Source organism: Martinezella tropici, assembly GCF_003287875.1.
Classification (GTDB): domain Bacteria; phylum Pseudomonadota; class Alphaproteobacteria; order Rhizobiales; family Rhizobiaceae; genus Rhizobium; species Rhizobium tropici_C.
The window spans coordinates 146,517-169,703 of the sequence record NZ_QMKK01000024.1 but is presented as its reverse complement, the minus strand read 5'-3'; the positions used below and the strand labels follow the sequence as shown (position 1 = coordinate 169,703).

Sequence of the window (23,187 nt, the reverse complement as noted above, 5' to 3'; positions counted from 1 at the left end):
AGTTTTCTCAATCCTGACGGGGGACAGTGCTCAAGCGATTTCGCGCAGCCGCTCGGCGGTCTGCAGATCGACGGACACGAGCTGGGAGACGCCCTGCTCCGCCATGGTCACGCCGAAGAGCCGGTTCATGCGGGCCATGGTGATCGGATTATGGGTGATGACCACGAAGCGGGTCTCTGTGGAGGCCGCCATCTCGTCCATGAGATTACAGTAGCGCTCGACATTGTGGTCATCGAGCGGCGCGTCCACTTCGTCCAGAACGCAGATCGGCGCGGGATTGGTGAGGAACACGGCGAAGATCAGCGCCATGGCCGTCAGCGCCTGCTCGCCGCCCGAAAGCAGGGTCATGGTCTGCGGCTTCTTGCCCGGCGGGCGGGCGAGAATTTCGAGGCCCGCCTCCAGCGGATCGTCCGACTCGATGAGCTGCAGCTCGGCGGTACCGCCGCCGAAAAGATGGGTGAACAGCCGCTGAAACTGCGCATTGACGATATCGAAGGCGACGATCAGACGTTCTCGGCCCTCGCGGTTGAGGCTCTGGATCGCGCCGCGCAGCTTCCGGATGGCGTCGATGACATCATCGCGCTCCTTGATCAGCGCCTGCAGCCGCTCTGTCAGCTCTTTGCTCTCCTCCTCGGCGCGCAGATTGACGGCACCAAGGCGCTCGCGTTCGATCTTGAGCCGTTCCAGCTCGCGTTCGACCTCGCGGAGGTCGGGTACGTTCTGCACTGCCGAAACGCCGGTCAGGCGCATGGCCTCGTGCGGCTCGACATTGAGCGCCTGACGAATGCGCAGTTCGCTCTCCTGCCGGCGTTCACGAGCAGACACCAGCCGCTCCTCGACGCGGCCGCGCTTTTCCCGGCTTTCTGCCAGTTGCGAGAGGGCCGTCGTCGCATGGCGATCGGCCTCGCGCTGAACGACCTCCGCTTCGGCGAGACGGTCGGCGGCCTGTCGGCGTGCCTCCTCGGCCTTCTGCAGCTCATTCATCAAGGCGCGGCGCTTGTCGTCGAATTCATCGGGGGCGAGATCAAGTTCGGCCGCCTCTTCGCGCGCTTCCTCTTCACGGTCGCGCAGCGTCTGAATGTGTTCCTCGGCGCTGGCAGCGCGCTGGCGCCAGGTATCGCGCTCCTGGCGGATCGCGAGGATACGACGTTGCCGCGACTCGTTTTCGCGGTTCAGGCCTTCATGGCGAGCACGCGCTTCCGCAAGGGCGCCGCGATCCGTCGCGACCTCCGCCTGCTGGTTGCGCAGCTTCAGATCGATAGCGTCGAGATCCGGTGCGTCTTCCAGTTCGATGCGAGCATTTTCATCCTGCAACGCCACATCTTCCAACTGCTCCCGCAACCGGCTGACCGCCTCGGCGATGACGTCGCGGCGGCGAATGAGATCGCCGGAGGCTCGCTCGGCGGCAGCGAGCGCTTCACGCGCTTCGGCCAGATGCCGGGCCGCAAGCCGGCTGGCGTCCCGGGCGGTCGCCAGCTGTCCCTCTTCGGCCTGGATTGCCTCGGCTGCGGCCGACAGACGCTTTTCGGCCTCGGCAAGCACATCACGCGCAAGCTCGGATTCCGCTTCCAGCTCGGAGAGACGGTTCTTCTGCGCCAGCCGCAACGCAGCGGCACTCGGTGCATCGGCGCCGGTCACATGGCCATCCCAGCGGAAAACCGCACCGTCCTTGGTGACCAGCCGCTGTCCCGGCTTCAGGTCCGGCATGAGCCGCAAGGCATCTTCGGCCGAAACGATGCCGATCTGGCGCAGGCGCCGCGTCAGTGCCGCCGGCGCGCCGACATGGGTGATCAGGGGCGCGACGCCTTCCGGCAGAGCCGGATCGGTGGCGCCGCTGCCATTATCGGACCAATAGACTGGGGCCTCGGAATCGAGCGAGGATTCCAGGTCATCCCCGAGCGCTGCGCCCAGTGCCGTCTCAAAACCGCGGTCGACGCGCAGCTCTTCGGCAACCGGCGAAAAGGCGCCGGACGTATCACCCGCCGCCAGCATCTTGGAAATGGTCCGCGCCTCGGTTTCGAGCGCATTCAGACGCGCCCGCGCCTGCTCGACAGGGCCACGCGACAGCGCCTCGGTTTCACGCGCCTTGGCAAGAACAGCTTCAACGCGCTGGATCTCGCTTTCCGCATCCGCAACGACGTTTTCTGCCGCCTCGACCATATCGCGTTTTTCGCTGGGGTCGGGCAGATCAGCCATCTTTTCGTCAATGGCGGCAAGCTCGCCGTTCGCTTCGTCAGCCTGGCGCTCAAGCCGCATCTTGCGATCGGCCAGATCGCGGATGGCGCGCTCCAGCTGGTTACGGGCGGCCGCGGCTTCGGCGCGTTCCGCGGTCAGAGCGGTAAAGATGCGCTCGCTGTCGGCGAGCTTGGCGGCCGCCTCTTCGAAAGCGACGCGCGTTTCCTCGGCAAGCCTGCCGGAATCAGCGAGAATATCGGCGAGATCGGCCTCTTCGGCATCGAGCTTTGCCAGGATCGCGGCATTATCAGAGACAAGCCGCTGCTCGCGGCTGATATCCTCAGCCAATTGTGCCAGGCGACGGATCAATTCGTCGCGCCGCCGCAGGATGCGGTTGACATCCTCTTCCAGCTGCGAGCGGGCGATCTGCAGGCGCTGAAGAGCAGCGGCGGCCTTCGCCTCATCGTCGCGCAGTTCCGGCAGCTTGAAGCTGGCGATGCCCTGCGCCTTTGCCGCCTCCATCTGGATCTGCGCCTTTTCGGCGACGAGCGCGGTTGCCTGGTTGAGCGCGCTTTCGGCCTCGGCTTCGGCTTCCTTGGCCTGCACCCAGCGGATATGCAGCAGCATGGCTTCGCGGGCGCGAATATCGGCCGAGAGCATCTTGAAGCGGTTGGCCTGCCGCGCCTGACGCTTCAGGCTTTCGATCTGGCTTTCGAGCTGCGACGTCACATCGTCAAGCCGCTCGAGGTTGCTTTCGGCAGCGCGCAGGCGCAGCTCGGCTTCATGCCGGCGCGAATGCAGGCCGGAAATGCCCGCCGCCTCTTCGAGCAGCTGGCGTCTCGCCTGGGGCTTTGCCTGAATCAGCTCGCCGATACGGCCCTGCCCAACCATGGACGGCGAGCGGGCGCCGGTGGAGGCATCGGCAAACAGCAGCTGCACATCCTTGGCGCGCGCTTCCTTGCCGTTGATGCGATAGACGGAGCCCTGCTCACGCTCGATGCGGCGCGTCACCTGGATTTCGTCGCTATCGTTGAAGCCGGCGGGTGCGGTGCGATCGCTATTGTCGAGGTAGAGACCCACTTCGGCGGTGTTGCGGGCCGGGCGGTTGCCGGAGCCGGAGAAGATCACGTCATCCATGCCGGAAGCGCGCATGTTCTTGTAGGAATTCTCGCCCATCACCCAGCGCAGCGCTTCGACAAGATTGGACTTGCCGCAGCCGTTGGGGCCGACGACGCCGGTCAGGCCGCGCTCGATGACGAATTCTGCCGGTTCGACGAAGGATTTGAAGCCGACAAGTCTCAGTCTGTTGAATTTCATGGACTGATCTCCACCCTCCTCACGAAGAGGAGGGTCGGACCTAAGGTCCGGAGTGGAGTGATCATGCGTTCACCCCAGAAATCACCCCCACCCGCGCGTTCCGCGCGACCTCCCTCCTCAAGGGGGAGGTAATAGAAAGCAGGCGCGCGACCTCGGCCGCCCGCCTGTGATCGAAAAAGGCGCGGATCAGAGCAGGCTGTCGATAAGCTTCGACATGGCACCAACAGACATGTCCCCTGCGTAGCGCTTGCCATTGATCAGGAAGGTCGGCGTGGCATTGACGCCGAAATCCTTGGCTGCGCGTTCCCGTACTGAGTTGACATCATCCAGAAGCTTCTGGTTCGTCAAGCATTTCGTGAAGCTATCCTCAGTAAAACCAGCGAGTTTCGACATCTGCAGCAGTGCAGCGCGGCCATCGACGTCAGGCGAGGCCCAGGCGATCTGCTGCTTGAACAGCATTTCGACCATCGGCATGTACTGTTCCTGCGGGGCGCAGCGGGCCAGCATGAAGGCTGCGGCAGCGCGCGGATCGAACGGGAATTCGCGGATGATGAAGCGAACCTTGCCCGTATCGACGTATTTCTGCTTGATCGTGTCGAAGGTCGTGACGGCAAAATGCGCGCAGTGCGGGCAGGTCAGCGACATATATTCGACGATCTTGACGGGCGCATCTTCCTTGCCGAGTGCGATCTCCGGCAGCGGGCCGGGTTTCAGCACTTCGTTCATGTCGACATTGCCATCCGAAGGCGGCACTTCATCTTCTGCAGTTGCGGCGGATGCGGTGCCTGCAACGGCAGAAAACGCCACGGAGAGGGCTGCAACGGCAGAGCCGCCCAGCAGGTGGCGTTTGGTCAAGAGCATGTCGGACATCGGCATAGAGTCACCCGTCGTTGAAAGAGGTCTTCGAATGTTTCATGCGATATAACGGCAGCTTGCCGCTAACAAGGCACGGTTGGCCAACTTTCTTCAAAGAATTGTGACCTGGGAAAGACAAAAAGCTGAAATTGCCTTCGGAATCGATGCGGATGTATGAGAATTCAGTGTTCGTCGAGCAAGATCGATGGGATATTTTGCCCAGCATAAAAGAGACGTAGAATAACGACCTGCTCGTTCTTTATGTGATAAGCGGCGGTAACCCGCCGCTCAAATACCATAATACGAACACCTGGACCTAAACCCTCGCGTTGAGGCCCTCGGGCCGCCATTGTCTTAAGTGTTTCGCACTGCTCCCGAAGCCTTCGGATAAATGACAACGCGCGGCTCGGACTATCTTTCGCAATGAACTCATAGATGCCAATAACGTCTTCTTCGGCAAGAGCACTGAAAGAGACCTTATATGTCACGACCGGCGGCTTTCATTCGCTCGGCATGAATTCTTTCAACTTTATCAAAAACCTCATCCGCATCTCTGCCAGGTCTCGGGTCATCGAGCGCCTCCCGGATCTTTGCACGCATTAGTTGATTGATGACTTCTTCTTCACGGTCCAATGCCCTCAAAGCAGCGCGTAGAACTTCACTGGCGGAATCGTAAGCGCCCGATTCCAGCCGGGCATCCACACTACGCTGCTGGTTACCCAGTGTAACCGTGATCGGCTTGCTTCTTCGCATATCCAGCTCCTCGTAGACATTTCGCCTTGAGTATGACAGTGTCATTACCAGAAAGGCAAGCCCGGATTATCCCCTATCGCCGCTTCCAGGCCATCGCCGTGCCCAGGCGCTGAACGGCAGCTCTGATCTTCTCATCCTCGATGCCGTCCATCATGTCAGCCAGCTTGCGGGCCGCCTCGCCCTTCAGCGGCGGCGGTGTGCGCGAACGCTTGGATGCGACTGAGACCGGCTTCTGCACGATGCGGATCTGATTGACGGCATAGAAGCCGAAGAAGCTGTTGATGCGCTGGATGAGTTCGCCTTGCGCATGGGTCAGGAAGAGCGCGCGGGCGCCTTCGCAGGCGATCGTCAAGACACCTGGCTGAAACCGGTCATCCATGCCGGGGCCTGTTCGCTTTGCCCAGGCGATCTTTTCCGGCCGCGTGCAGTCGGCAAAATCCTCGCCGGCGATCTCGTCCCAACAGCCAAGCAGCGTCGTGTTGATGCCCGCGCGCTTTGCCAGCACCGGATCGACGATGCCGTTGGTCAGCTCGGAAATCTGCTTTTCGCCTTTTCGGGGATAACTCATTTCAACCGGGTCTCTACACAGGCTTTATGCGTCAGGCACCTTGATCGCCCGACGCAGCTTGGCCAAGTATAGAGCACTTCCCCTCGACGCGGCAAATCATGACCACGACTTTAGAATCCCCCACGGCCGCATCGCTGCTTGCCTGGTACGACCGACACCACCGTGACCTGCCCTGGCGGGTCTCGCCGCCGATGGCCGCGCGCGGCGTCAAGCCGGACCCCTATCGCATCTGGTTGTCGGAAGTGATGCTGCAGCAGACGACCGTGCCGGCGGTCAAAGCCTATTTCGCGAAGTTCCTCGAGCGCTGGCCGACGGTTGATGATCTCGCAGCCGCCGCGAACGACGACGTGATGGCCGCCTGGGCCGGGCTCGGCTACTACGCGCGCGCCCGCAACCTGAAGAAATGTGCCGAAGCCGTTTCCGCCGATCATGGTGGCCGCTTTCCCGATACCGAGGATGGCTTGCGCGCGCTTCCCGGCATCGGCGACTACACCGCTGCCGCCGTCGCCGCGATCGCGTTCAATCGCCAGGCAGCCGTGATGGACGGCAATGTCGAGCGGGTAATTTCCCGTCTCTACGCGATTTCGGCGCCGCTGCCGGGCGCCAAGCCGATTATGAAGCAGAAGGTAGCGCTGCTGACGCCCGCCGACCGGCCGGGCGATTTTGCTCAGGCGATGATGGATCTCGGCGCGACGATTTGCACGCCCAAACGCCCGGTCTGTTCGCTCTGTCCCTTCAACGGCGCTTGTCAGGCGCTGGCCGGGCATGATCCCGAACGTTTCCCGGTCAAGGCGGCCAAGAAGGAAAAGCCGGTGCGCCAGGGCGCGGCCTTCGTCGCCGTCAATGACGAGGGTGAGATCTTCCTGCGCCGTCGCATTGAAAGCGGGTTGCTCGGAGGGATGACCGAGGTTCCGACAACGGGATGGACGGCGCGGATCGACGGCGAGACCGGCATCGGGGCCGCCCCCTTCCCCGCCGATTGGCAGCCCGCGGGCATGGTGACACATGTCTTCACGCATTTCGAACTGAGATTGTCGATCTGGCGTGCCAAGTCGGTGTCGCAGAGTGACAACCATGACGGATGGTGGGCGCCGGTTACAAATCTTGAAGACCAGGCACTGCCAACAGTCATGAAAAAAGCGATCGCGCAGGCTATTCCCAATGCGTTCGCAAAAAGCCTTTAAATCAGATGCAGGAATTCATTTATGACGACGGAAATACGGCATATCGTTTTCGATATCGGCAAGGTTCTCATCCACTATGATCCAAACCTTCCCTACAGCCGGATCATTCCGGACGATGCCGAGCGCGAATGGTTTTTCGCCAATCTCTGCACTCATGAATGGAACCTCGAGCAGGATCGCGGCCGCACCTGGGCAGACGCCGAGGCCCTGCTGATCGCCGATCATCCCGAACGGGAAGAACAAATCCGCAGCTTCCGTAAATATTGGCATGAGATGGTTCCGCATGCCTATGACGACAGCGTTTCCATTCTGGAACAGTTGATCGCGGAAGGTCGCGACGTCACCATGCTGACCAATTTTGCCTCCGACACCTTTCGCGAGGCGCAGGAGCGCTATCCCTTCCTCAAGAAGCCGCGCGGCGTGACGGTTTCCGGCGATATAGGCCTGATCAAGCCGGATGTCGCGATCTATGATACCCACGCCAAGAGCTTCGGTCTCGACCCGGCCTCAACGATCTTCATCGATGATTCCTATCCGAACGTCGAAGGTGCGCGGGCTGCCGGCTGGCATGCAGTTCACTTCACCGGTGCCGAGAAGCTGCATAGCGATCTCGCCGCCCATGGCATAAAGGTTTGAGCCGATGATCTTTGACCCTGCAGAACGTATCGATCTGTTCCATGACGCAATCAATCGCCTCGACTATGAGGCGATCGAGAATTTCTTCGCAGAGGATGCCACCTATGTTTCGAACGGCGTCGGCAGCCTCGCCGGCCGCGCTGCGATCATGGAAGCCTTCCGCGGCTATTTCGATACTTATCCGGACCAGACCGCGTCCAATTCCCTGGTGGAGACGTTGACGCCGCTTTCGGGCCGTGCGGTCTGGTCGGTTCGCGCCACCAACAGCAAGACGGGCAAGCCGCTGATCCGCGAGGGCGAGGAAACGATCACCTTCGATGAGGACGGCCGCGTCGTGCGCGTCGATGTCACGGATTACCAGGACTTCTAAAATCTGAAGCTAAAGACGCGCAAGGCCTTGCCGGATAGATCGTCCGGCAAGGCCCTGCGCATTTCACCTTCTTCCCTGACTGGAGGTACACGGCGGAAGAAGGCGGATATGTTTGCCGGAGATGGCTGAGGCTACTCCACCTTCGCCAGGTCACTGCGGATGATGGCTCTGAGTTCGTCGATCGGACGCAGGGAACGGCCGTCGTCGAAATGCCAGAACATCCACCCGTTGCAGGCATCAAGGCCCTGGACCTTCGCGCCGAGGCGATGAATGGAACCGGCCTCACCGCCGGAAGCAACCGTGCCGTCGGCCCGCACGATGGCGCTATAGCGGCGCTTCGCATCGGTCAGCACCTGGCCGGGCTTGACGAGGCCGCTTTCGATGAGCGTATTGAAGGCAACCCGCACTTCCGCCTTCTTGCCGGTCATGACGGTCAGTTCCGCCTTGCCGAGCGGCTCGACGGCGGCGATACGGGCGCTGGCCGCATCGATATAATCCTGCTCGCGCTCGATGCCGACGAAGTGGCGGCCGAGGCGCTTGGCAACGGCGCCGGTCGTGCCCGATCCGAAGAAGGGATCGAGAATGATGTCGCCGGGCTTAGACGAGGCCATGATGACCCGGGCAAGCAGCGCTTCCGGCTTCTGTGTCGGATGAACCTTCTTGCCGTCGTCACCCTTCAGCCGCTCGTTGCCGCTGCAGATCGGAAACAGCCAGTCGGAGCGCATCTGCACGTCGTCGTTGGCGGCCTTCATTGCGTCGTAATTGAAGGTATAACCCTTCGCCTTGGCGTTCGGGCTTGCCCAGATCATCGTCTCATGCGCGTTCTGGAAGCGGCGGCCCTTGAAATTCGGCATCGGATTGGTCTTGCGCCAGACGATGTCGTTGAGGATCCAGAAGTTCAGATCCTGCAATGTCGCGCCGACGCGGAAGATATTGTGATAGGAGCCGATGACCCAGATCGTGCCCGTCGGCTTCAACACGCGGCGGCAGGCGAGCAGCCAGGCGCGGGTGAAGGCGTCATAAGCTTCGAAGGAGGCGAACTGGTCCCACTCGTCATCGACGGCGTCGACCAGCGACTGGTCCGGACGATGCAGCGTGCCGCCAAGCTGGAGATTGTACGGCGGGTCGGCGAAGATGACGTCGACGGATTGATTGGGCAGTGCCTCAAGAGCGGCCACGCAATCGCCCTTGATGATCGTGTCGATCCAGGACCCCGGAACGGCTGAAGTCCTGAGGTCGGCAAGCGGGAAAACTGACGCCATGTGATACTCGCTGTTACACTTACTCGGTGCTCTTAACTGAGTGTTATGGTTACCTAACTTGGTTACCAAAGGCTAAAGCGGCGTCATATTTTCTGCATTCCCGACGAAACCGCCGGGTATGCAGGCCTTGTCGAAAGGCGCTATCGCGTTGAAAGCCCTAAATATCGTGGACTGCGTGACTGTCGTCGGGTGCTTCTGCTCGTTCCGTCATACCGTAATCGCGAAGCACCTGCGCGACACGCAAGCGATAATCGGCAAAGACCGTCTTGCGCCCCGCTTTCTGGGCGGCGCGATGGGCCTCGCGGTTTCGCCATTCACGAACGGCCGCCTCGTCGCGCCAGAAGGACAGCGACAGGATCTTACCCGGTTGAGTGAGGCTTTCGAAGCGCTCGATGGAGACGAAGCCTTCGATGGTTTCGAGTTCGGAGCGCAGCCTTGCCGCGATGTCGAGGTAGTGCTGACGTTCGTCGGGATGGGGAACGACTTCGAAAATAACTGCGATCATGGCGATATCCTCGGAGCATGCGGCAGCGAGACATTCTTCACGAAAATGCGGTCTTCCTGCAAGATGAAGCGCTCGCGTCGGGCAAAATCGAAATTTGCCTGCGCCAGCGGATCGGTGGCGAGGCTCTTGCGATAGGCCTCGTAGGCGGCGAGATTTTCGATGTTGTAGATGCCGTAGGCGGTCGTCAGTGACCCCTCATGCGGGGCGAAATAGCCGATCAGGTCCGCGCCGTTGCGCGGGATGACCTGGCCCCAGGCTTTGCCATACTCTGCGAAGGCGTCCTGCTTGAACGGATCGATCTGATAGCGGATGAAACAAGTGATCATTGGCTTTCTCCTTTGCTGATGGCACTGTTCTCGCACATTGCAGGACGGAGATGGTTCGGTTACGATCGAAGTATGAAGGAAGGTCCAGACATAGCACAGATCGGCTCGCTGATCGGCGATCCCGCGCGAGCGAATATACTGACGGCGCTGATGGGCGGCCGGGCGTTGACGGCAACGGAACTGGCGGCGGCTGCCGGCGTGACGTTGCAGACCGCCAGCGCCCATCTTTCCAAGCTCGAAGCGGGCGGCCTGCTGGCACAGCGCAAGCAGGGCCGTCATCGCTATTTCACGCTAGCGGATGATCGGGTCGGCAAGCTGCTCGAGGGCATCATGGGTTTTGCAGCCAGCCGCGGCCATTTGCGCCATCGTCCCGGCCCGAAGGAGCCGGCGCTGCGCAAGGCGCGCATCTGCTACGACCATCTGGCCGGCGACTACGGCGTACGCATGCTCGACAGCCTGATCGAGGCAGGGTCGATCTTCGCCGTGGGCGAAGGTCTGAGCCTGACAGCCATCGGCGAGAAGCATTTGGGATCGATCGGCATCGACGTTTCCGGATTGCGCTCAAGCCGCCGCCCGCTTTGCCGATCCTGCCTGGACTGGAGCGAGCGGCGCGCGCATCTCGCCGGCAGCCTTGGGAAGGCGCTGCTTTCGAATTTCCTGGACAAGGGATGGGCGCGGCGCACCGAAAACAGCCGCTCGATCTTCTTCACGCCCGAGGGCGAGCGCCGCTTTCTGGCGCTCTTTCCACTTGAGTTGAGCGATGGCGCCCGGCAGCCAGAGGCCTCGCAGCCAGGGCTGACTAACACGCCTTAGGCTGCCTTGATCAGGACACCGCTGAAATTGCTTGCAGCAATGCGGCTGCAGAGCTCACCCCATTCACAGCCGATGCAGGCATGGCGGATTTCACCGCTGGCGAAATTGCGACGGAGCTTAGAAAGCAGGACGGCATCAGGCACCAGCACCGCGCCTATACCGATCTCTTCGCCTAACAAGGCCGCGACATCGGCAAGGGCAGCCGTATCCCGCTCGACGACGGAAGCCTTGAAGCAGTGCGGCTCCTCCCCGTTCAGGAGCGGAGCGCAGATGTCATCGGGGCCGGAGACGAGTTTGATCTCCTCCCCTTCCGACAGCCGCTCGGCGATGCGGCGATAATTGTCGGTGAAGGCCGAGGTATAGCCTTCACCGACGAAGGTCAGCATGCAGAGCAGATGGTGGGCGCGAAGCCTGACGGTCAATTCAGACGCGCCTTGCCGCTATAGACCTGGATGGTCTTCAGCACCGTCGCTGCAAGCGCGGACTTGAGAACGGCGCCGAGGACAAAGGGCGCGACGCCAAGCAGCCAGCCTTTTTCCGCACCGATCAGCGTTGCAAGCCATGCGCCGCCGATCGCGAGGCAGAGAATGTTGGCCGAGAGATGCGCAAGGAAGCTACGCACGACGCGATTGCCGCTCCAACCTCGCTCGGCAAGCCAGCCGACGAGGGCGGCAATGATCGGGAAGGATGCGAGATAACCCGCCGTCGGACCCATGAAGGGCGCAATGCCGCCTGCCCCGCCGGCGAGCACCGGAAAGCCGATCGCAGCTTCGCCCAGCCACGCGAGAACGGTGACCGCACCAAGACGCCAGCCATAAAGCGCACCGATCATGGTAATCGCGAATGTCTGCATGGTGATCGGCACCGGCACCATCGGCACTGCGATTTGCGATGCCAAAGCCAGGATCAACGTTCCGGCGAGAACGAACACAGCCTTGGTAACAAGCGAACGCTGACCAAGGCGAAGCGGATCGAAAGCGACTTCATCTTGATGCTGCAACAGGGACATAGGCTCTCCTTTCAAAATTATAGATAATTTTTAGTCTCATCTATTTTATGAGAGAGATCGCGAAATCAGGCAAGTGGCAGCGACACCAAATTCCGGTAAAGCTCGGGAGTGCGTTGAAAAATAAGGCGAATAAAAATCAGAAAGCACAGGGGACCACAGCCGGGCGTCGAACGAAATGCAGCGATGCCAGGATGGCGGACATTCTCTGTGAGAGTCGTCGTCCAAGAAGCTTCGACCCTCCGCCTTAAAATTATCTATAATTTTCAGCCAACGATTGCGAAAGCTTCGCGCGTCGATCCGGAAGGCGTGCGGACCGGCGCGCGGCCGATCCACTGCACATGCTTCTGGAGGATTGCGGCAGCCTCGTCGGCCCGCCCCTGGCGAAGCACGGCTAGAATGGCGCGATGGTCGTGATCGGTGCGTTTTTCCCAGCCGGATTGCCAGGCTGAGAAGAGAAAGCGAGCGCTGGCGGCATGCAGGTCATCGATGGCAGCCAGCAGGCGCGCCATGCCGCAGGGTGCCAGGATCAGCCGGTGGAAGCGGCGATTGGCCTCCTCCCAGGCGTGGACATCGCCGGCGGCATCGCCGTCACGCGTCGCCTGCTCGGCCTCGTCCAAAATGGCAGGCGTCAGATGCGGGGCCGCATGCCTGAGTGCAAGGCCTTCAAGGGCCGCCCGCATCTCCGCGACCTCGCGGACTTCCTTGAGATCGAAGGAGGCGACGCGCACGCCGCGACGCGGAAGGCTGATCGCCAGTCCTTGCGCCTCGAGCCGCCGGAACGCTTCGCGCACGGGCACATGACTGGTGCCGAACTCCTCGGCGATGTGATCCTGCCGCAGGCGGGCATCGGGCGCGATCTCACCGCGGATGATGCGGTCGGCAAGCACCCGGCTGATGCGGCTGGCAATGGTGTCGTCGCGCTCCTTGGCCATGGCCGATCCTTAAAGGCGGGTCAATCCGATGTCGAGGGCCGATGTCGAGTGCCGATGTCGAGCGACAAGAAATCGTCATCACCTCTTTTGCGCATTTCGACCCTTTCGCTCACTGCAGCGCAGCCATGCCCGCCAGTTGGTTGAGCTTTGCGGGCAGATCGTGTAAAGCCCGACCGTCATTTTCCAGAGCATGCTCCGAACCATCGACGGCCTTCCCTGAAGCATGCCGAATCCAGCCCATATCAAAGGCAGTACCTCTCATGAGCAACGGCTTCGACCTCATCATCTTCGACTGCGACGGCGTTCTGGTCGATTCGGAAATCATCGCGGCACAAGTCGAATCCAAACTGCTGACCGATGCGGGCTATCCGATCAGCACCGAGGAAATGGGCGAGCGCTTCGCCGGCATGACCTGGCGCAACATCCTGTTCGAAGTCGAGCGCGAGGCCAGCATCCCCCTCTCCGCTTCGCTGCTCGACAAATCGGAAAAGCTGCTCGACCTGGCGCTTGCCAGCGACGTTCAGCCTATCCCTGGCGTTCCGCTGGCGCTGTCGCGCCTGCCGATGCCGCGCTGCATCTGCTCGAATTCCAGCTCCGAACGGCTTGAGATGATGCTGACGAAGGTCGGCTACTTCAAGCTGTTTGCTCCTAATATCTTTTCCGCCAAGGATCTCGGCGCCGACCGCGTCAAGCCCAAGCCGGACATCTTCCTGCATGGCGCCAAGCAGATGAATGTCAGCCCGGCCAATACGATCGTCGTCGAGGATTCGGTTCACGGCGTTCAGGCGGCGCGTGCCGCCGGCATGCGCGTCATCGGCTTCACCGGCGCATCGCACACCTATCCGTCTCACGCCGATCGGCTGACCGACGCCGGCGCCGAAACCGTCGTCAGCCGCATGGCCGACTTGCCGGGCGTCGTCATGGCGCTCGCCGAATGGGACGGCGTGCTCTGAGGCAATAGGCAATAAATGTTGCGGCTATAGTGCCGGCGGCAGCAAGGACAAGGTGATCTTTTCCTACTGCCTACTGCCTACTGCCTACTGCCTACTGCCTACCGCTTGACTCCAACCTTAGTGACGCTTCTTGCGCGCTGGCTTCTCGCCCTTTGCCGGCTTCTGCGGGCCTTGATCGAAACCGATCTGGACGATGGTGAAGCCGCCGGAACCGCCGGCAACCTGGATATCGTCGTCGGTGAAGAGGAACTGCGCCGTGGTTTCGCCCGGCGGAATCTCCGCAGTATACATGATGGTCTTGCTATAGAGCGCATTGTCATTGTCCATGACGGCGACATGGATCGGCAAGGTGACCTTGCCGGAGCTGCCCATCGGCCCGGCAACCAGGCGCCCTTGCGCGACGACATGAATGCCGAGGCTGGCGCCGTCGCTGGTGCACTGGCGGGTCGCCTGCGCCAGCGAAGCCTGATAGACTAGCTGGTTCGGATCGTCCTTGGCGCCCTTGGCGTAGGTGCGATAGACCGAATCCTCGTCGCGGATGACGGCCTGCGGGCATTTGCCGGCAACATAGGTCTGACCACCGGTCGGAGCCGCCGTCGCGGCACTCGCTTGCGGTGCCACCGTGACGTCCGTTGCCGGCTGTTTTTCACTATTGCCGCCAATACCGAGAGTGCTGCAACCCGTCAGCAATGTCAGAAGCGAAGCGGAGAAAAGACGACGCGAAACCTTGCCAAACACTATTATTCCACCCTCTCCATATATTTCACATTATCGGCCTGCAGCCTGTCAAACGGGCCTTTTATGACACTTGGCGATGGTCTATACCAGCGACGCAGCGAAAAATCGATTGGGTAGACACCGTTTTGGCTCACTTTTCGAGATCGACACATTGCCATAGACAGCCGCCGCATGGCGCCGTTCTCACGCGCCTTGCGCAAACGCGAAAACCACGCGGCTGATCCGACGCAAAAAGACAGGCCGCCGTCGCTTCGTTCCATTACCCTCTCAATCGATCACTCAGGCAATTTTGCGACCAAAGGAATTCTAAGACCGTGGATTACATCTCAACGCGGGGAGAAGCCCCTGCCCTTGGCTTCTGTGACGCTCTTCTGGCCGGCCTTGCCCGTGACGGCGGGCTTTACGTTCCCCGTGAGTGGCCTGTCCTGACGAAGAAGGAAATCCGCGCCTTTCGCGGCAAGAGCTATCAGGAGGTCGCTTTCGCGGTCCTCTCGCCCTTCACCAACGGCGAGATCCCCGCCGACGTCTTTCGCGGCATGATCGACGATGCCTACGCCACTTTCCGGCATCCCGCGGTGGCGCCGCTCGTCCAGACCGGGCCAAACAGCTTCGTCATGGAACTCTTCCACGGCACCACACTCGCCTTCAAGGATGTCGCCATGCAGCTGCTGGCGCGGCTGATGGATTACGCGCTGGAGAAGCGGGGCCAGCGGGCGACCATCGTCGGCGCCACCTCGGGCGATACCGGTGGTGCGGCGATCGACGCCTTTGCCGGGCGCGAGCGTACCGACATCTTCATCCTCTTTCCGCATGGGAAGGTCTCGCCGGTGCAGCAGCGGCAGATGACCACCTCGACGGCGGCGAATGTGCATGCATTGGCGATCAAGGGCAATTTCGACGATTGCCAGAACCTCGTCAAAGCCATGTTCAACGACGCCGCCTTCCGCGACAAGGTCAAGCTTTCCGGCGTCAATTCCATCAACTGGGCGCGAATCATGGCGCAGGTGGTCTATTATTTCACCACCGCGGTCGCTCTTGGCGGCCCGGACAGGAAGATTTCCTTCACCGTGCCGACAGGCAATTTCGGCGATATTTTCGCCGGCTATGTCGCTAAGCGCATGGGCCTTCCAATCGAGCGCCTGGTCATCGCCACCAACGAGAACGATATCCTGGCACGCACGCTGAAGACAGGCCGCTACGAGATGCGTTCCGTCAAGGCAACCACCTCTCCGTCGATGGATATCCAGATTTCCTCCAACTTCGAACGGCTGCTGTTCGAAGCCAACGGCCGCGATGCATCCAAGGTGCGCGCCGCCATGGAGAGCCTGAAGCAGTCGAACGGCTTTTCGATCAGCGAAGAGGTCCTGAAGTTCATCAAGAAGGACTTCCGCGCCGGTCGCGCCAGCGAGAAGCAGGTGGCCGAAACGATCCGCAAAACCCTTGCCGACACGGGCTATCTGCTCGATCCGCATACGGCGATCGGAGCCTTCGTCGCCGCGAAGAACGAGCGTCCCAGCAGCCCGATGGTAACGCTCGCCACCGCGCATCCTGCAAAATTCCCCGCCGCAGTAAAATCCGCATCCGGTATTGACCCGGCGCTTCCGACGTGGCTTGCTGGTCTGATGACCAGGGAGGAGCGTTTCGACATTCTCGATCCGGAACTTAAAGCCGTTGAAGGCTTTATCGGCAAGCACGCCCGGGCCGGGGAGTAACAGACGCGGAAAGACAAGCGATGACAGTGGAGTGCACCCGGCTTGCGTCCGGGCTGACAGTAGCAACCCAATCGATGCCACACCTTGAAAGCGTGGCACTCGGCGTTTGGATCAAATCGGGCTCGCGTAACGAGACGGAAGCAGAACACGGTATCGCGCATCTGCTCGAGCACATGGCGTTCAAGGGCACGGGACGGCGCTCCGCCCGGCAGATCGCCGAGGAAATCGAGAATGTCGGTGGCGAAGTCAACGCTGCCACTTCGACCGAAACCACATCCTATTATGCCCGCGTTTTAAAGGATCACGTGCCGCTGGCCGTCGATATCCTTGCCGATATCCTGACGGAGTCCGCCTTCGACGAGGAAGAGCTGGCGCGCGAAAAGCAAGTCATCCTGCAGGAAATCAATGCGGCGAACGACACGCCCGACGATGTCGTCTTCGACAAGTTTTCCGAAGTCGCCTATCGCGGCCAGACACTCGGGCGCGCCATTCTCGGCACGCCGGAGACGGTCGTCTCCTTCTCGCCGGAACAGATCCGCCATTACCTCGGCCGCAACTATACGACCGATCGCATGTTCGTCGTGGCGGCCGGCGCTGTGGATCATGAAAGCTTCGTACGTCAGGTCGAGGAACGCTTCTCCAGCCTGCCGACGAAACCGTCCGCTCCGCCCGTTATCGAGCCTGCCCGCTATATCGGCGGCAATATCCGGGAAACGCGTGACCTGATGGATGCGCAGATCCTGCTCGGCTTCGAGGGACGCGCCTATCACACCCGCGATTTCTATTGTTCGCAGATCCTCGCCAACATCCTCGGCGGCGGCATGTCCTCGCGCCTGTTCCAGGAAGTGCGCGAATTCCGCGGCCTCTGTTATTCGGTCTATGCCTTTCATTGGGGCTTCTCCGACACGGGCATCTTCGGCATCCATGCCGCGACCGGCGGCGAGAACCTGCCGGAACTGCTGCCCGTCATCATCGACGAGCTGCACAAGTCGTCTCATGATATCCAGCAGCAGGAAATCGAGCGCGCCCGCGCCCAGATCCGGGCTCAGCTGCTGATGGGCCAGGAAAGCCCGGCCGCCCGCGCCGGTCAGGTCGCCCGGCAGATGATGCTTTACGGCCGCCCCATCCCGAACCAGGAGATGCTGGAACGCCTGGAAGGCATCACCATCGATCGTTTGACGGATCTTGCCGGCCGTCTGTTCTTCGATACAGTACCGACGCTTTCGGCGATCGGGCCGCTGGAGCAGCTCGCGCCGATGGAAGACATCGTCACGTCACTGTCGTCACCGGCCCCTGCTTCCAAAAGCGCAAGCGGCTAAGGGCATGCCGCGAGCCTATGGGTTCAATTCTCGGGGGAGTGCTTGGCGGCATGCAAAAATCTGTCTTTCGGTTTCTCTCACGTCATTCGGACGCGGTTGAACTCGAAAACGATACATATTTGCTGCGCCTGCCGCGCTACTCCGATTTCAACCAATGGCATAGGCTCCGGGCGGAGAGCCGCCGCTTCCTGGAACCCTGGGAGCCGACCTGGCGGCATGACGAGCTGACGGAGGGCGCCTATCGGGCCCGCATCATCCGCGGCAAGCAGGAATATAGTTCCGGCCAGGCGATACCGCTGTTCATCTTCCTGCGGGAAAACATGACCCTGGTTGGCGGGATTACGATCGGCTATATTCGCCGCGGTGCCGCGCAGAGCTGCATGATCGGATATTGGATGGGCGAGCGTTATTCCGGTCAGGGCCATATGTTCGCCGCACTTCAATTGGTTATACCCTATATCTTTTCCGGACTTGAGTTGCACCGAATTGAAGCAGCCTGTATTCCGGACAATGAGCGTAGCATGCGGCTTTTGCAAAAAGCCGGTTTCCAGCGGGAAGGTCATTTGCGCGGTTATCTTAAAATCAACGGTCAGTGGCGCGACCATGTGATGTTTTCAAGGTTGGCATCCGACGCCAACCCGAACCGAAACCTCGACAAGCGATGATCGCCGGATTCACGCAGACGGGAACGATGGCCCGGCGGCTATGTGCTGTTATCGCGACGCTTGCGGCCACCGTGATGCTGTTGATCGCCGGAATGGCGCATGCGGCAGAGCCCGTAAAAATTTCGCGCGACGATACCGCTCTCGATCTGACGGCGACGACGGAGATCTACAGAAATCAAGGTGAAGCCTTCCAGGTTTCGACGGCGGCCGGCGCCGATGGCATCCGGCGCCGCATCGAGGTCCGCTCCTCCTCGCCGAACCACCAGGGCGACTGGGCGGTCTTCGCGCTCGCCAATGTCTCCGAAGAGCAGTTGGAGCGCGTCATCGTTGCTCCGCATTTCCGCCTGGTGAATTCGAAGGTCTTCTGGCCCGATCTCGGCTCGCAGCGCATCGTCGCGATCACGCCGAGCGAAGGTTTCGCGCTCGACCGACAGCCGAGCGACGAGGCCGATGTCTTCCGCATCACGCTGAACCCTGGTGCCGTCGTCACCTTCGTTGCCGAGCTTTCGTCGCCGAACCTGCCGCAGCTCTATCTCTGGGAACCGAACGCCTACAAGGATACAGTCAACGCCTTCACGCTCTATCGCGGCATCGTGCTCGGCATTGCCGGCCTGCTGGCGGTGTTCCTGACCATCCTTTTCGTGGTCAAGGGCACGTCGATGCTGCCGGCGACGGCGGCTCTCGCCTGGGCCGTGCTCGGCTATATCTGCGTGGATTTCGGCTTCCTCGGCAAGCTCATCACCATAACCTCCGGCGACCAGCGAATATGGCGCGCCTGTGCGGAGGTGGCGCTTGCATCGAGCCTGGTGATCTTCCTGTTCACCTATCTCAATCTCAATCGCTGGCATGCCCATCTCGGCTACGTGACGCTCGCCTGGGTTCTCGGCCTCGCCCTGCTCTTCGGCGTGGCGATCTACGATCCATCGATCGCGGCCGGCATTGCACGGCTGTCGCTGGCGCTGACCGCAACGGCGGGTCTGCTGCTCATCATCTATCTCGGCTTCAGCCGCTATGATCGTGCCATCCTGCTCGTGCCCGCCTGGGCGCTGATCCTCGTCTGGCTGTTCGGAGCCTGGATGACGGTCATGGGCAAGCTCGACAACGACATCATCCAGCCTGCGCTCGGCGGCGGCCTCGTCCTCATCGTTCTGCTGATCGGCTTCACAGTCATGCAGCACGCCTTTGCCGGCGGCGCCTTCCAGCAGGGCCTGTTCTCGGATCTGGAACGGCAATCCCTGGCGCTGACGGGCTCCGGCGATACAGTATGGGACTGGGACGTCGCCCGTGACCGCGTCGTGACGACGCCCGATATCTCGATGAAGCTCGGCCTTTCGCCCGGCACCATGCATGGCGCGGCGCGCAACTGGCTGCCGCGGCTGCATCCCGACGATCGCGATCGGTTCCGCGCCACACTCGACGTGCTTCTGGAACATCGGCGCGGCCGGCTGAACCATGAATTCCGAATTCGTGCCGAAGACGGGCATTTCCACTGGCTGTCAATCCGCGCCCGGCCTGTGCTGGGGTCGAACGGCGAGATCATCCGCTGCGTCGGCACGATCGTCGACATTACCGAACAGAAGAATTCAGTCGAACGGCTGCTGCACGATGCCGTCCACGATAATCTCACCGGATTGCCGAACCGCCAGGTCTTTCTCGACCGCCTGCAGGCCGTTCTGACGCTGGCTTCCGATGGAAATCAATTGCGGCCGACGGTCATGGTCATCGACATCGATCGCTACAAGCTCGTCAACGATACGCTGGGCTTTGCCGCAGGCGACAATATCCTGATCGCGCTGACCCGTCGCCTTCGCCGCCTGATGAAGCCGCAGGATACGCTGGCGCGTCTTTCCGGTGACCAGTTCGGCCTCATCCTCGTTTCCGAACGCGATCCAGCCAAGGTCGCCGACTTTGCCGACGCGATCAGCAAGGCGATCATGGTGCCGATCAATTTCGCCAATCGTGAAATCATCCTGACGGCATCGGTCGGGCTGACGTCGTGGGTCGACCAGCAGGAAAATGCGGCCGGCATGCTGAGCGATGCGGAACTCGCCATGTATCGCGCCAAGCGCGCCGGCGGCAATCGCGTCGAGCCTTTCCAGCCGGCTTTCCGCAGCTTCGGCACCGACCGGCTGCAGCTCGAAACCGATCTGCGCCGCGCCGTCGAGCGCAAGGAACTTTCGCTGGTCTATCAGCCGATCGTCCGCCTGGAAGATGCCGAGGTCGCAGGCTTCGAGGCGCTGATGCGCTGGGAGCATCCCAAGCGCGGCAATATTCCGCCAACGGAATTCATTCCGATCGCGGAGGCTTCCGACATCATCGGCCCGCTCGGCATGTTCGCGCTCGAACAGGCGACCAACGACCTGAAGGCATGGCAGCGACAGACCGGCGACCTGCCGCTGTTCGTCTCCATCAACCTTTCCAGCGTGCAGCTGCTCAACAACGAGCTTTACGACGATATCCGTGCCCTGCTTGCCAAAACCCATTGCGACCCAAACCGTATCAAGCTGGAGCTGACGGAATCGCAGGTGATGGAGAATCCGGAACAGGCGCGGCTCGTGCTCGACAAGCTGCGCGACGCAGGCATCGGTCTGGCGCTCGACGATTTCGGCACGGGCTATTCGTCGCTCGCCTATCTCACCCGCTTCCCCTTCGACACGATCAAGCTCGACAAGGCGATGGTCCGCGACGACAGCGACAAGAAGGCTGTTCTTCTGCGTTCGGTTATTTCCATGGCGCGCGAACTCAACATGCGCGTGGTCGCCGAAGGCATCGAATCCGAAGAGGATGCGCTGGAACTGGCCAAGATCGGCTGCACCTACGGCCAGAGCTTCATCTTCGGCCCGCCGATGGGATCGGATTCGGTGCTCCGTCTGTTGAAGGAACGGTTTCCGCTGACGAAACGCGCCTAGTCCCTCCCCCTACTCGGCGCCGATGGATCGCAGCGCCGCTCAGGCACTGGCGATCAGTTCCCTTACATAGTCGAGCTTCGCAACCACCGGCGGCGAGAGGATGAAGGGATAGGAATCCGGCTGTCCCATGCTGCGCTGGATGGAATTGATCGCCACGCTCAACGGGATCCAGGCATTGACGAGCTGTTCGGCGCTTTCAGCCTCATAGGGATTGAAATCCACCTCCGCGGCCATGTCGTGATAGCGATAGGGGTCGATCGCCAGTCCGAAGGAACGCGCCGTTTCCAGCGTATCGACGATATGCAGATAATGGGCGAAGCACTCGGCAAAATCCTCCCACGGATGCGCACTAGCATAGGCGCTGATGAAACTCTCCTGCCAGTTCGCGGGAGGGCCATTGTCGTAATGGGCCTGAAGCGCCGCACCATAATCGGCGCGCTCATCGCCGAAGACAGCGCGGAAGCCGTCGAACCGTCCGCGGTCGCGAACAAGCTTGTTCCAGATGAAATGACCCGTCTCGTGGCGGAAGTGACCGAGCAAGGTGCGATAGGGCTCGTTCATGGAGGCGCGCGTCTGCTCTCGCGTGACATCATCCGCCTCGGCGGCGCGAATGGCGATCAACCCTTCCTCGTGGCCAGTCATGGCCGGGACGACGGTACCGCCCTGCACTTCATCCTCGAGGAAATCGAAAACCAGGCCACCATCCGGATCCTGCTGCCGATCGGGATGCGGCAAATTCCAGCGGAGCAAGGAATAGAACAGATGCCTCTGCGCCTGACCGATACGCCGCCAGCGATCTATACCCTGCTGCGTATCGGTATTCGGTACCAGCCGATTATGACGGCAAGCGACGCAAAAGGGCTGCGGATCGCCAGTATCGACGAGCCAGTTGCAGATGTCGAGCTCGGCATTGGCGCAGAAGCGCACAGGCCTCTCAGGCTCGGAAACAGGATGCCATGTCACATCGTCGACGGCGTCGAGTGCATAGATCGCCAGGCGATCGGGAACGAAGCCGAGCTGATGGCCGCAGCGGACGCACTGCCTATTGTCGAAATGGACGGGCTGGCCGCAATGGTCGCAGGTGAAAAGCCGCATGCTCCCCTCGGAAATGCAAGATTGGCGAGAACAAAGAGCCTGCCACGTTTCCGTAACAGGCTCTTCCTCCCAACATCGCTGCTACGACGTCAATTCAGACGGAACAGCGAGCACGGATTGGAATATACAACAGCCGGTCACATCCGGTCGACCGCGCCTTTGACCTTGTCCTTGGCCTTGCCAACGGCGGTCTGCATCTTGCCCTTGGCTTCCTGCGTAGCGCCCTTGGCGCGCATGTCCTTGTTGTTGGTCGCCTTGCCGGTCATCTGCTTGGCCTTGCCGGCGATTTCGTTCACCTTACCGGATACCTTGTCGGTCGTGCTGCTCATGTCTGACGCCTCCCTGGCTGGCACGGCGGAATTGCCGTTGCGCTGCCGGGGAAACGTCACATCGGCTATTTCGTTCCGAAACAACGCAAATCAGCTCAACTGTGGCCAGCGTGCGGCGACAGCATTGCGGCGTTGATGCCCATGAGGGCCAAGGCCCGATCATATTTGTTATCGAGGCTGCGGTCGAAGATCAGTTCTTCGTTCGCCGGGCAGTTCAGCCAGCCATTATTGCCGATCTCCGCCTCGAGCTGACCGGCACCCCAGCCGGCATAACCGAGCAGCATCGTCGCACGTTTCGGACCGCTTCCCTTGGAAATAGCCCGGACGATATCGAGCGTCGCCGTCAGGCTTATATCGTCACTGACCGGAATGCTGCTGTCGCTGATGTAATCGTCGGAATGCAAGACGAAGCCGCGCCCGCTTTCAACCGGACCGCCGGTCTGGATGGGAAAATCCCGTGCGCCTTGCGGAAGCACGATGGCATCGTCGTCCTTGATCATTTCGAGATGCAAGAGGACATCGGTGAATGTCAGCTTCTGGGCCCGATTGATGACGAAACCCATGGCACCTGCGTCGGAATGGGCACAGATATAAACCACCGTCCGGTGAAAGTTCCGATCCTCCATGCCCGGCATGGCGATCAGGAACTGACCGTCGAGAAAACCTCTTTCGCGTCTATTCTTCAGCGTCGATAGGGACATCGTGCCTCCTGACCGCAGTCTGCAACTGCACCGCCTTTAATCAAGATGGGGCAATGTCATA

The 23,187-nt window shown here is 61.0% G+C and carries 24 protein-coding genes; 9 read left to right on the top strand and 15 right to left on the bottom strand.

The window, feature by feature from the left end:
- Window positions 1-30 precede the first annotated feature (30 nt).
- The 5 genes from DQ393_RS07995 to DQ393_RS07975 form a co-directional block, all read right to left on the bottom strand.
- Window positions 31-3,492 carry a chromosome segregation SMC family protein gene (locus DQ393_RS07995; protein WP_112341233.1) on the bottom strand — a complete coding sequence of 1,154 codons (3,462 nt, stop codon included), beginning with the start codon at window positions 3,490-3,492 and terminating at the stop codon, window positions 31-33.
- A gap of 186 nt (window positions 3,493-3,678) precedes the next feature.
- Window positions 3,679-4,368, bottom strand: coding sequence for a DsbA family protein (locus tag DQ393_RS07990; RefSeq protein ID WP_112341232.1), 690 nt, complete (start codon window positions 4,366-4,368; stop codon window positions 3,679-3,681).
- Window positions 4,369-4,529: 161 nt separating this feature from the next.
- Window positions 4,530-4,835 (bottom strand): type II toxin-antitoxin system RelE/ParE family toxin, encoded by a 306-nt coding sequence (locus tag DQ393_RS07985; RefSeq protein ID WP_112341231.1) that lies wholly within the window; start codon window positions 4,833-4,835, stop codon window positions 4,530-4,532.
- Entirely contained in the window at window positions 4,825-5,100 is a 276-nt protein-coding gene (locus DQ393_RS07980; RefSeq protein ID WP_112341230.1) for a type II toxin-antitoxin system ParD family antitoxin, read from the bottom strand. The genes DQ393_RS07985 and DQ393_RS07980 overlap by 11 nt, the downstream gene beginning before the upstream one ends.
- Before the next feature lie 73 nt (window positions 5,101-5,173).
- Window positions 5,174-5,668: a DUF721 domain-containing protein gene (locus DQ393_RS07975; protein WP_112341229.1), complete on the bottom strand. Its 495-nt coding sequence runs from the start codon at window positions 5,666-5,668 to the stop codon at window positions 5,174-5,176.
- Window positions 5,669-5,763: 95 nt separating this feature from the next.
- On the opposite strand from DQ393_RS07975, the gene mutY reads away from it, so the two are divergent.
- From mutY to DQ393_RS07960, 3 genes are read left to right on the top strand one after another with little or no spacing between them, the layout of a single operon-like run.
- A complete protein-coding gene (gene mutY, locus DQ393_RS07970; protein WP_112341228.1) occupies window positions 5,764-6,852 on the top strand; it encodes an A/G-specific adenine glycosylase in 1,089 nt (362 codons plus the stop codon).
- Between the two features lie 21 nt (window positions 6,853-6,873).
- Entirely contained in the window at window positions 6,874-7,488 is a 615-nt protein-coding gene (locus DQ393_RS07965) for an HAD family hydrolase (protein WP_112341227.1), read from the top strand.
- 4 nt (window positions 7,489-7,492) lie between these two features.
- Complete coding sequence (locus DQ393_RS07960) at window positions 7,493-7,858, top strand: nuclear transport factor 2 family protein (RefSeq protein WP_112341226.1); 366 nt, start codon at window positions 7,493-7,495, stop codon at window positions 7,856-7,858.
- Window positions 7,859-7,989: 131 nt separating this feature from the next.
- Here the strand turns inward: DQ393_RS07960 and DQ393_RS07955 are convergent, their stop codons facing one another.
- The 3 genes from DQ393_RS07955 to DQ393_RS07945 form a co-directional block, all read right to left on the bottom strand.
- Window positions 7,990-9,120, bottom strand: coding sequence for a site-specific DNA-methyltransferase (locus tag DQ393_RS07955; protein ID WP_112341225.1), 1,131 nt, complete (start codon window positions 9,118-9,120; stop codon window positions 7,990-7,992).
- Window positions 9,121-9,277: 157 nt separating this feature from the next.
- The gene (locus tag DQ393_RS07950) at window positions 9,278-9,625 is read right to left on the bottom strand and encodes an antibiotic biosynthesis monooxygenase family protein (RefSeq protein WP_112341224.1); all 348 of its coding nucleotides are present in this window, start codon (window positions 9,623-9,625) and stop codon (window positions 9,278-9,280) included.
- On the bottom strand, window positions 9,622-9,951 hold the full coding sequence (locus DQ393_RS07945) for an NIPSNAP family protein (RefSeq protein WP_112341223.1): 330 nt from the start codon (window positions 9,949-9,951) through the stop codon (window positions 9,622-9,624). Before DQ393_RS07945 ends, DQ393_RS07950 begins: the two co-directional genes overlap by 4 nt.
- A gap of 72 nt (window positions 9,952-10,023) precedes the next feature.
- Between DQ393_RS07945 and DQ393_RS07940 the strand changes: the two genes are divergently transcribed.
- A complete protein-coding gene (locus tag DQ393_RS07940) occupies window positions 10,024-10,764 on the top strand; it encodes an ArsR/SmtB family transcription factor (protein WP_112341222.1) in 741 nt (246 codons plus the stop codon).
- On the opposite strand, the gene DQ393_RS07935 is transcribed toward DQ393_RS07940, so the two are convergent.
- The 3 genes from DQ393_RS07935 to DQ393_RS07925 all read right to left on the bottom strand — a co-directional run bounded on the left by DQ393_RS07935 (window position 10,761) and on the right by DQ393_RS07925 (window position 12,705).
- Complete coding sequence (locus DQ393_RS07935) at window positions 10,761-11,186, bottom strand: DUF1284 domain-containing protein (RefSeq protein ID WP_112341221.1); 426 nt, start codon at window positions 11,184-11,186, stop codon at window positions 10,761-10,763. The two genes, DQ393_RS07940 and DQ393_RS07935, sit on opposite strands and share 4 nt — an antisense overlap.
- Window positions 11,183-11,773, bottom strand: a complete 591-nt coding sequence (locus tag DQ393_RS07930) for a biotin transporter BioY (RefSeq protein ID WP_112341220.1) — start codon at window positions 11,771-11,773, stop codon at window positions 11,183-11,185. Before DQ393_RS07930 ends, DQ393_RS07935 begins: the two co-directional genes overlap by 4 nt.
- 263 nt (window positions 11,774-12,036) lie before the next feature.
- A complete protein-coding gene (locus DQ393_RS07925; RefSeq protein WP_112341219.1) occupies window positions 12,037-12,705 on the bottom strand; it encodes a GntR family transcriptional regulator in 669 nt (222 codons plus the stop codon).
- A 260-nt stretch (window positions 12,706-12,965) separates the two neighbouring features.
- Here DQ393_RS07925 and DQ393_RS07920 point away from each other — a divergent pair, with 260 nt between their 5' ends.
- Window positions 12,966-13,658 (top strand): HAD family hydrolase, encoded by a 693-nt coding sequence (locus tag DQ393_RS07920; RefSeq protein WP_112341218.1) that lies wholly within the window; start codon window positions 12,966-12,968, stop codon window positions 13,656-13,658.
- A gap of 117 nt (window positions 13,659-13,775) precedes the next feature.
- Here the strand turns inward: DQ393_RS07920 and DQ393_RS07915 are convergent, their stop codons facing one another.
- Complete coding sequence (locus DQ393_RS07915; RefSeq protein WP_112341217.1) at window positions 13,776-14,396, bottom strand: hypothetical protein; 621 nt, start codon at window positions 14,394-14,396, stop codon at window positions 13,776-13,778.
- A gap of 314 nt (window positions 14,397-14,710) precedes the next feature.
- On the opposite strand from DQ393_RS07915, the gene thrC reads away from it, so the two are divergent.
- From thrC to DQ393_RS07895, 4 genes are read left to right on the top strand one after another with little or no spacing between them, the layout of a single operon-like run.
- A complete protein-coding gene (gene thrC / locus DQ393_RS07910; protein WP_112341216.1) occupies window positions 14,711-16,108 on the top strand; it encodes a threonine synthase in 1,398 nt (465 codons plus the stop codon).
- A 20-nt stretch (window positions 16,109-16,128) separates the two neighbouring features.
- Window positions 16,129-17,427, top strand: a complete 1,299-nt coding sequence (locus DQ393_RS07905; RefSeq protein ID WP_112341215.1) for a M16 family metallopeptidase — start codon at window positions 16,129-16,131, stop codon at window positions 17,425-17,427.
- Between the two features lie 50 nt (window positions 17,428-17,477).
- Window positions 17,478-18,092, top strand: a complete 615-nt coding sequence (locus DQ393_RS07900) for a GNAT family N-acetyltransferase (protein ID WP_112341214.1) — start codon at window positions 17,478-17,480, stop codon at window positions 18,090-18,092.
- Entirely contained in the window at window positions 18,089-21,001 is a 2,913-nt protein-coding gene (locus DQ393_RS07895) for an EAL domain-containing protein (protein ID WP_112341213.1), read from the top strand. The genes DQ393_RS07900 and DQ393_RS07895 overlap by 4 nt, the downstream gene beginning before the upstream one ends.
- Window positions 21,002-21,040: 39 nt before the next feature.
- On the opposite strand, the gene DQ393_RS07890 is transcribed toward DQ393_RS07895, so the two are convergent.
- The 3 genes from DQ393_RS07890 to DQ393_RS07880 all read right to left on the bottom strand — a co-directional run bounded on the left by DQ393_RS07890 (window position 21,041) and on the right by DQ393_RS07880 (window position 23,126).
- The gene (locus tag DQ393_RS07890) at window positions 21,041-22,096 is read right to left on the bottom strand and encodes a zinc-binding metallopeptidase family protein (protein WP_112341212.1); all 1,056 of its coding nucleotides are present in this window, start codon (window positions 22,094-22,096) and stop codon (window positions 21,041-21,043) included.
- 137 nt (window positions 22,097-22,233) lie between these two features.
- Window positions 22,234-22,425, bottom strand: coding sequence for a CsbD family protein (locus tag DQ393_RS07885; RefSeq protein WP_112341211.1), 192 nt, complete (start codon window positions 22,423-22,425; stop codon window positions 22,234-22,236).
- Window positions 22,426-22,520: 95 nt separating this feature from the next.
- Window positions 22,521-23,126: a YqgE/AlgH family protein gene (locus DQ393_RS07880; RefSeq protein ID WP_112341210.1), complete on the bottom strand. Its 606-nt coding sequence runs from the start codon at window positions 23,124-23,126 to the stop codon at window positions 22,521-22,523.
- Between the last annotated feature and the right edge of the window lie 61 nt (window positions 23,127-23,187).

Excerpts from the sequence above, each read along its gene's own strand:
- DQ393_RS07995 (WP_112341233.1), bottom strand. The coding sequence starts at position 3,492 with ATGAAATTCAACAGACTGAGACTTGTCGGCTTCAAATCCTTCGTCGAA.
- DQ393_RS07990 (WP_112341232.1), bottom strand. The coding sequence starts at position 4,368 with ATGCCGATGTCCGACATGCTCTTGACCAAACGCCACCTGCTGGGCGGC.
- DQ393_RS07980 (WP_112341230.1), bottom strand. The coding sequence starts at position 5,100 with ATGCGAAGAAGCAAGCCGATCACGGTTACACTGGGTAACCAGCAGCGT.
- DQ393_RS07975 (WP_112341229.1), bottom strand. The coding sequence starts at position 5,668 with ATGAGTTATCCCCGAAAAGGCGAAAAGCAGATTTCCGAGCTGACCAAC.
- DQ393_RS07965 (WP_112341227.1), top strand. The coding sequence starts at position 6,874 with ATGACGACGGAAATACGGCATATCGTTTTCGATATCGGCAAGGTTCTC.
- DQ393_RS07960 (WP_112341226.1), top strand. The coding sequence starts at position 7,493 with ATGATCTTTGACCCTGCAGAACGTATCGATCTGTTCCATGACGCAATC.
- DQ393_RS07955 (WP_112341225.1), bottom strand. The coding sequence starts at position 9,120 with ATGGCGTCAGTTTTCCCGCTTGCCGACCTCAGGACTTCAGCCGTTCCG.
- DQ393_RS07950 (WP_112341224.1), bottom strand. The coding sequence starts at position 9,625 with ATGATCGCAGTTATTTTCGAAGTCGTTCCCCATCCCGACGAACGTCAG.
- DQ393_RS07945 (WP_112341223.1), bottom strand. The coding sequence starts at position 9,951 with ATGATCACTTGTTTCATCCGCTATCAGATCGATCCGTTCAAGCAGGAC.
- DQ393_RS07940 (WP_112341222.1), top strand. The coding sequence starts at position 10,024 with ATGAAGGAAGGTCCAGACATAGCACAGATCGGCTCGCTGATCGGCGAT.
- DQ393_RS07930 (WP_112341220.1), bottom strand. The coding sequence starts at position 11,773 with ATGTCCCTGTTGCAGCATCAAGATGAAGTCGCTTTCGATCCGCTTCGC.
- DQ393_RS07925 (WP_112341219.1), bottom strand. The coding sequence starts at position 12,705 with ATGGCCAAGGAGCGCGACGACACCATTGCCAGCCGCATCAGCCGGGTG.
- DQ393_RS07920 (WP_112341218.1), top strand. The coding sequence starts at position 12,966 with ATGAGCAACGGCTTCGACCTCATCATCTTCGACTGCGACGGCGTTCTG.
- DQ393_RS07905 (WP_112341215.1), top strand. The coding sequence starts at position 16,129 with ATGACAGTGGAGTGCACCCGGCTTGCGTCCGGGCTGACAGTAGCAACC.
- DQ393_RS07900 (WP_112341214.1), top strand. The coding sequence starts at position 17,478 with ATGCAAAAATCTGTCTTTCGGTTTCTCTCACGTCATTCGGACGCGGTT.
- DQ393_RS07895 (WP_112341213.1), top strand. The coding sequence starts at position 18,089 with ATGATCGCCGGATTCACGCAGACGGGAACGATGGCCCGGCGGCTATGT.
- DQ393_RS07890 (WP_112341212.1), bottom strand. The coding sequence starts at position 22,096 with ATGCGGCTTTTCACCTGCGACCATTGCGGCCAGCCCGTCCATTTCGAC.
- DQ393_RS07885 (WP_112341211.1), bottom strand. The coding sequence starts at position 22,425 with ATGAGCAGCACGACCGACAAGGTATCCGGTAAGGTGAACGAAATCGCC.
- DQ393_RS07880 (WP_112341210.1), bottom strand. The coding sequence starts at position 23,126 with ATGTCCCTATCGACGCTGAAGAATAGACGCGAAAGAGGTTTTCTCGAC.